We start from the raw sequence: 6,026 nt of genomic DNA on the forward strand, positions 1-6,026 counted from the left end.
GCGGGATCATTCCATGAATGCCGAAAAGGCTTCCTTGTAGTCCGGGTGCCAGCGCGACAGGGCAGGGCGGTTCTCGATGATGTCGCCAATCGCCCAGGCCATGCGTTTTTCGTCCATGGACCGGGTCGCCTCGTTATCGGGACACAGGATGTAGAAGTCGCCACGCAGCAGCGAGGCCAGCATGAAGTCGATAACCTGCTCGCCGGTCCAGGCGCCGGCCGGCTTTTCGGTGGCGCCTTCGGTCAGGCCGGTAAAAGTGAACCCGGGAATGAGCAGATGCGCCGCGACATTGGCGCCGGGCTCGTTGCGCAGCGCGTGTGCAAGGCCCTCGGTATAGGTCTTCACGCCAGCCTTGGAGACGTTGTAGGCGAGGTTGCCGGGCGGCGTGGTAATGCCTTGCTTGGAGCCGGTGTTGACGATCAGGCCGGGCTTTCCCGCCGCCAGCATGCGCGGCGCGAAGGCCTCGACGCCATGGACGACACCCCAGAAATTGATGTCCAGCAGTCGCTTCCAGGCGTCACGGTTCTCCCACGGCTTGCCGGGGTTGTTGCCGACGCCGGCATTGTTCATCAGAAGCGAGACGTCGCCGAAGGTGTCGAATGTCCTTTCGGCCAGCCGTTCGAGGTCGTCGGCTTTCGAGACGTCAGTGGCGACGGCAAGCACGGCGCTCTCGCCGGCGAAGGTAGCGACGGCATGTCGCGCCTCATCGAGGCGTGCGGCGCCGATATCGGCCAGCACGATCTTCATGCCCATCGCCGCCAGCCGTTTTGCCGCGGCGAGGCCGATGCCGCTGGCCGCGCCGGTGATGACGGCGACATTACCGGAGGCAAGTGCGGGCAGGGCGGTCTGGATCTCGGCGTCGGTGGTCATGATTTTCTCCTGTTCTGGCCGCGGCGAACTTAGCGCGGAAAGAGGCTCGCGCAAGCCGGTGCGACATCTTCGGGTTGACCGCGTCGGCGGGCGCTGCGCATGCTGATATTGAAAAAGGAGACTGACGATTGACCGACTGGATCGAGATCCTGAAAGAACAGACCGCAACCGGCGACCAGATGAGCCGCGAAGTGCCGCAAATGCTTGCCAACCCCGACATCAGCGAAGCGCAAGTGAAAACGCTGTTTTCGGCGCTCGAAAAACAGGCTGAATTCGTCGAAAAGCTGCGCATGGCGCTGGAAAAATTCGGCCATGATTTTTCAGTGATCAAAGCCGCCGAGCGGCTGGAGGAGCGCTACGCCGACCTTGCCGCTTCGGTAGCGGAAAAGCTCAAAGAAATGCGGGGCTAGAGCCCGTTCCATTCGATAAAATTCGGTATGGGCTCTATCTTCTCATGATCTTGTCCGAAAACCGGCATCCAACTTTTCGCTGACGCGGTCCTTCGGTTCGGGATCATGGTCTGCCTATTTCTCGATTAGCCGCTCGAAGCGCCTGTCCGGCACTAACCAGACCATCGCCACCAGGACATAGATCGAGACACCGATCCAGTGATTGACGAAGGTCAGCGCGACGGCGGCGATATAGAGGGCCAGCGAGATTTTTCCCTTGAGGTCATTGCCCAACGCCCTGGCGAAGAGGGTTTCGCTGCCGTGCAGCCGATGCAGGGCTATGGTGAGGATGTTGAAGCCGATGGCGCAGAGCGCCAGGTCGACGCCATAAACGGCGACCGGCACCGGCGCGAAATGGTTCTCACCCATGAAGGCTGTCGTCGCCGGCATCAGCGATAGCCAGAACAGCAGGTTGAGGTTCGCCCACAGCACGCGGCCGTCGACCCGCTGCACGGTATGGAACATGTTGTGCAAATTGTTCCAGTAGATGCCGACATTGATGAAGGACAGCACATAGCTGAGGAATACCGGCCAGAGTGGCGCCAGCGCGGAAAAATCCTCGCCATGCGGCACCTTCAATTCCAGCACCATGATGGTGATGATGATGGCGACCACGCCATCGGTGAATGCCTCGACTCGTCCCTTGCCCATCAATCTCCCCTGACAATCCGCTGAAGTTAAAAGAGGATCTCGCTCAGCGCCATCGCAAAGCTGCCAAAATTGTCAGGAGCAAGTCGGAGAGGGGGAACGGCTGACGAAAAAAAGGCGTTAGGTGTCAGATCCCGAACAGCAAAAAGGTCCGAAAAATGACTGCTCACGCTCAAGTCATGACGCGCGATTACGAACTCGGCGGGCGCGCTGCAACGGCCGCCGTGGCCGCCATGATCGCGGCTCTTTTCGCCGGCAGCACGGCGCTGACGCCGCTTTACATCATCTACAAGCAGGTCTTCGGCTTCTCGCAGATCACTTTGACGCTGGTCTACGCCGTCTATGTCATCGGCAATCTGGCGGCGCTGCTGATGTTGGGGCGTGTGTCAGATGTCATCGGGCGCCGTCCGATGGCGTTGGCCGGAATGGCGGTGGCCGTCGTTAGCGCGGTGGTTTTCCTGTTCGCCGAAAATGTCGCCTGGCTCGACGTCGCCCGAATTCTGAGCGGATTGGGAATCGGCGTCGGCGCGGGTACCGGCACCGCCTGGCTCGCCGAATTGCTCCCGACCGACGACAAGTCACAGGCGGCGACGATTGCCACCAGCACCAATTTCCTCGGTCTCGGCCTTGGTGCGCTGGGGGCCGGGTTGCTCGCCGAATACGTGCCTTGGCCGCTCAGGCTGACATTCGTCGTCTACCTGGCGATGCTCGCGACTGTAACCCTGCTGGTCTGGCGCACGCAGGAAACCGTTTCGCGGCCGGGGAAACTGGCTGACGTTTCGATGCGGCCGCGCCTTTCCGTGCCCGATGCCATCCGCGCAAGTTTCGTTGCGCCGGCGGTGACAGGCTTTGGCGCGATGGCGCTCGTCGGCTTTTATGCGGCACTCGCGCCGAGCATCCTGGCGCAGCAACTGCAGGTAGCCAACCATGCGGTAGCCGGCGCTCTGTTCTTTGAATTGTCGATCGGGGCGGCCGCCACCATTGTGGCGACGACGCGTCTTTCGAGCCGGGCCGCGATGTTCGCGGCGCTTGCGCTGATGATTCCAACCGTCGCGCTGATTGTTGCGGCGCAGGTCTTCGCATCGATGGCCACAATGATTGCCGGGACCGCCTTGTGCGGCGTGGCGGCAGCGCTCGGTTATCGCGGCGGCTTGCAAGTGGTGAACGAGATCGCGCCGGCGGACCGGCGCGCCGAAGTCGTCTCGGCCTTCTTCATCTGCTGTTTTTGCGGCAACGCGCTGCCGGTGATCGGCATCGGCGTCCTGTCGACCATGACAAGCGCGACCGTGGCAAGCGGGGCCTTTGCCGGCATGATCGTTATCTTTTCCCTAGTGGCGCTCGGGTTCGGCGCGAAATACGCGCACTGAACCGATCTTTCAGCCGGTCGGTGTCTCGGGCGAAAGGTGCGCGCGCTGGCGCGGTACGCCGAGGCCGGTATCCGGCGGTTCGCCGGCAGCCGGCCGGCTTTCGATCATGTGCACGCTGCGCCAACGGCCGAAGCGATAATAGGCCGTGGCCAGCACGAGCGAGGTTATCGAGCCGGCCGGAAAGCTCCACCACAACGCTTCCTCACCGATCGCACTTCGAAAGAAATAGGCGAAGCTGGTGCGCACCAGAAGTACCGAGATCACCAGGATGATCAGCGGCGGCATCACCGCGCCCGTGGCACGCACAGTGGCGAAGAGCACGATGGTGATGCCGAACAGGATGAAGGACCAGGATGCGACCTTGTTGATGTGAGTGGCGATGTCGATCGCTGCACTGTCGCTGCTGAGGAAGAGGCTGAGCACCGCGCGATCGAATACGAACAGCAGCGCGACAAGCACGCCGGTAAGCACAAGGTTGAAGCCGACGCCGGACGCGGCGATGCGGCCGATCCGGTCCCAGCGTCCGGCGCCGACATTTTGCGCCGCCATGGACGAGACCGCGGCGCCGATGGCGAGCGCCGGCATCTGGATATAGGTCCAGAGCTGGGCGGCTATGCCGTAGGCAGCCGCGACCTGCGAGCCGTAGGCATTGACCATGCCCATCACAGTCAGCGCCGCGGACGAGACGACGATCATCTGCAGGCCCATCGGCACGCCCTTGAAGACGACAATGCGCAGCAGCGCCGGGTCCGGCCGCAGCAGAGCAAGATTGGCGCCGGCCAGCCGCAGCGGGTGCTTGCGCGCATAAAGCACGATCAGGATGGCAAGCACGCTTACCGTCTGGCCGATCAGCGTCGAGGTGGCCGAGCCGGCGATGCCGAGTTCGGGGAACGGGCCGATGCCGAGAATAAGCAACGGGTTCAAAATGACGTCGAGCACGACGGCCAGCGCCATGAATAGGAAAGGCGTGCGCGAATCGCCGGCGCCGCGCAGCACCGTCATGACGAAGGACAGCAGGTTCATCATCGGTACGGCGAGAAAAATGATACGCAGATAGGAACGCGCCAGCGGCAACGCATCGGCCGGCGTGCCGAGCGCATTGAGGATTGTATCGACCCAGATCCAGCCGCAGACCGCGAACACCACCGAGACAAGGAAGAAGAAGGTGGCACTGGTGCCGACGATGCGGCGGGCTTCGGGCAGATCGCGGGCGCCGACCGATTGCGCGACCAGGATGGTCGCCGCCATGCCGATGCCGAAGACGGTGCCGAGGATGAGAAACAGCACGAGGTTGGCATTGGACGTGGCGGTCAGCGCCGCTTCGCCGAGGAAACGACCGACCCAGACGGCATTGATTGAGCCGTTGAGCGACTGCAGAACATTGGAGCCGAGCACCGGCAGGGCGAACAGCAGCAATGTACGCGGGATAGGTCCACTGGTGAGGTCGCTGGTCCGCCGGCGTGCGGGCATCTTGTCGTCCATGGCAGGCAACTCGGCGAAGGCTTATCTTGAGTCCGGTCCGCAATGATTGCCGATTTAACGAGACAGGTCGACGCAGCGTTGCGAATTCCGCCTGGCGTGCCTTGATCCAATCATGTTCTCAAAGCTTCCGGAATCGTATATTGATCCTGCACGCGTGGGGCCGCATCTTTCCTAGATCTCATGGGCAAGCCGGGGGTTCATGTCCGATATTCCGCTGTTTTTTGAGCGCCTGAACCGGCGTGCGTTTCTTGGTGCATCCGCTTTGGGCGCGGCCTCCGTGGCTCTTTCGGCGTGCACCACGACGGACGTAGCGGCGCCGCCAGTGACCGCGGCGCCAAGCGATCCGGCTTTCGGCGATGCCGCAAGTATGTATGCGGCGCGCGTCGACGAGGGCTATCAACTGCCGGCAATCCCGGTAGCCAAGGTCGATCCGAAATTCGTGCGCCAAATCGTGTCCGATCCGACCGGAGAAAAACCCGGCACGATCGTCGTCGATACCTCCGAGCACTTCCTCTATCTGGTGCGCGACGGCGGCAAGGCAATTCGCTATGGCGTCAGCCTCGGCAAGGCCGGTTTCGGATGGACCGGCAGCGCCGTGGTTCAGGCGAGGAAGAAGTGGCCGGCCTGGACGCCGCCGCCGGAGATGATCCAGCGCCGGCCGGAACTGGCGAAATACAAGGACGGCATGCCGCCCGGCCCGCACAGCCCGCTGGGCGCACGCGCGCTATATCTCTTCCGCGACGGCAAGGACACGATGGACCGGCTGCACGGCACGCCGGAGTGGGATTCCATCGGGAAGAACGCTTCCTCCGGCTGTGTGCGCTTCATGAATCAGGACATTATCGACCTCTACAGCCGCGTCGACGGCGTCGCGCCGGTCTTCGTGCGCCCGAATCTGTCGGCCGCCGGGAAGATCGCCGCCGTGTCGGACAGGACGGCCGAGCCGATCGATGCGGGCGTGCCAAAGGACGCGGAGATGTTGAGGTAAGTGCCTTCGACGGATCATCAGTCTTAGGTTTTGCAAACCCACTAGAACACAATCCTTGTGCCGGCGAGCCGCAACTGAAGGGCCCGACCGTTCGATCGTGCCAGGCAGGGGGGGCGCGGATGGCGGGGCGCCCGGCCGGGGGGGGGGGGTATAAACCGGGCGGGCCGGGGGCGGGGGGAGGATATCAAAGGAGAAACGTGTGGAAAACCGGGCCCCAATTGG

6 protein-coding genes are annotated in these 6,026 nt (G+C 62.7%); 3 read left to right on the plus strand and 3 right to left on the minus strand.

What is annotated here, in order from left to right:
- Window positions 1-6: 6 nt before the first annotated feature.
- Entirely contained in the window at window positions 7-870 is an 864-nt protein-coding gene (locus NKH83_RS27020) for an SDR family NAD(P)-dependent oxidoreductase (RefSeq protein WP_352475355.1), read from the minus strand.
- A 128-nt stretch (window positions 871-998) separates the two neighbouring features.
- On the opposite strand from NKH83_RS27020, the gene NKH83_RS27025 reads away from it, so the two are divergent.
- On the plus strand, window positions 999-1,280 hold the full coding sequence (locus NKH83_RS27025) for a hypothetical protein (RefSeq protein WP_023721174.1): 282 nt from the start codon (window positions 999-1,001) through the stop codon (window positions 1,278-1,280).
- 114 nt (window positions 1,281-1,394) lie between these two features.
- Here the strand turns inward: NKH83_RS27025 and NKH83_RS27030 are convergent, their stop codons facing one another.
- Window positions 1,395-1,970 (minus strand): TMEM175 family protein, encoded by a 576-nt coding sequence (locus tag NKH83_RS27030; RefSeq protein WP_352475354.1) that lies wholly within the window; start codon window positions 1,968-1,970, stop codon window positions 1,395-1,397.
- Between the two features lie 155 nt (window positions 1,971-2,125).
- Between NKH83_RS27030 and NKH83_RS27035 the strand changes: the two genes are divergently transcribed.
- Entirely contained in the window at window positions 2,126-3,334 is a 1,209-nt protein-coding gene (locus tag NKH83_RS27035) for an MFS transporter (protein ID WP_352808135.1), read from the plus strand.
- A 9-nt stretch (window positions 3,335-3,343) separates the two neighbouring features.
- On the opposite strand, the gene NKH83_RS27040 is transcribed toward NKH83_RS27035, so the two are convergent.
- Window positions 3,344-4,816, minus strand: a complete 1,473-nt coding sequence (locus NKH83_RS27040) for an MATE family efflux transporter (protein WP_352740973.1) — start codon at window positions 4,814-4,816, stop codon at window positions 3,344-3,346.
- A 199-nt stretch (window positions 4,817-5,015) separates the two neighbouring features.
- Here NKH83_RS27040 and NKH83_RS27045 point away from each other — a divergent pair, with 199 nt between their 5' ends.
- Entirely contained in the window at window positions 5,016-5,804 is a 789-nt protein-coding gene (locus NKH83_RS27045; protein ID WP_352808136.1) for a L,D-transpeptidase, read from the plus strand.
- Window positions 5,805-6,026 lie beyond the last annotated feature (222 nt).

It is taken from the genome of Mesorhizobium sp. M0909 (assembly GCF_040319515.1).
Classification (GTDB): Bacteria; Pseudomonadota; Alphaproteobacteria; order Rhizobiales; family Rhizobiaceae; genus Mesorhizobium.

Bases quoted from the DNA above. Each gene is read 5' to 3' on its own strand.
- NKH83_RS27020 (WP_352475355.1), bottom strand. From the start codon at position 870: ATGACCACCGACGCCGAGATCCAGACCGCCCTGCCCGCACTTGCCTCC.
- NKH83_RS27030 (WP_352475354.1), bottom strand. From the start codon at position 1,970: ATGGGCAAGGGACGAGTCGAGGCATTCACCGATGGCGTGGTCGCCATC.
- NKH83_RS27035 (WP_352808135.1), top strand. From the start codon at position 2,126: ATGACTGCTCACGCTCAAGTCATGACGCGCGATTACGAACTCGGCGGG.
- NKH83_RS27040 (WP_352740973.1), bottom strand. From the start codon at position 4,816: ATGGACGACAAGATGCCCGCACGCCGGCGGACCAGCGACCTCACCAGT.
- NKH83_RS27045 (WP_352808136.1), top strand. From the start codon at position 5,016: ATGTCCGATATTCCGCTGTTTTTTGAGCGCCTGAACCGGCGTGCGTTT.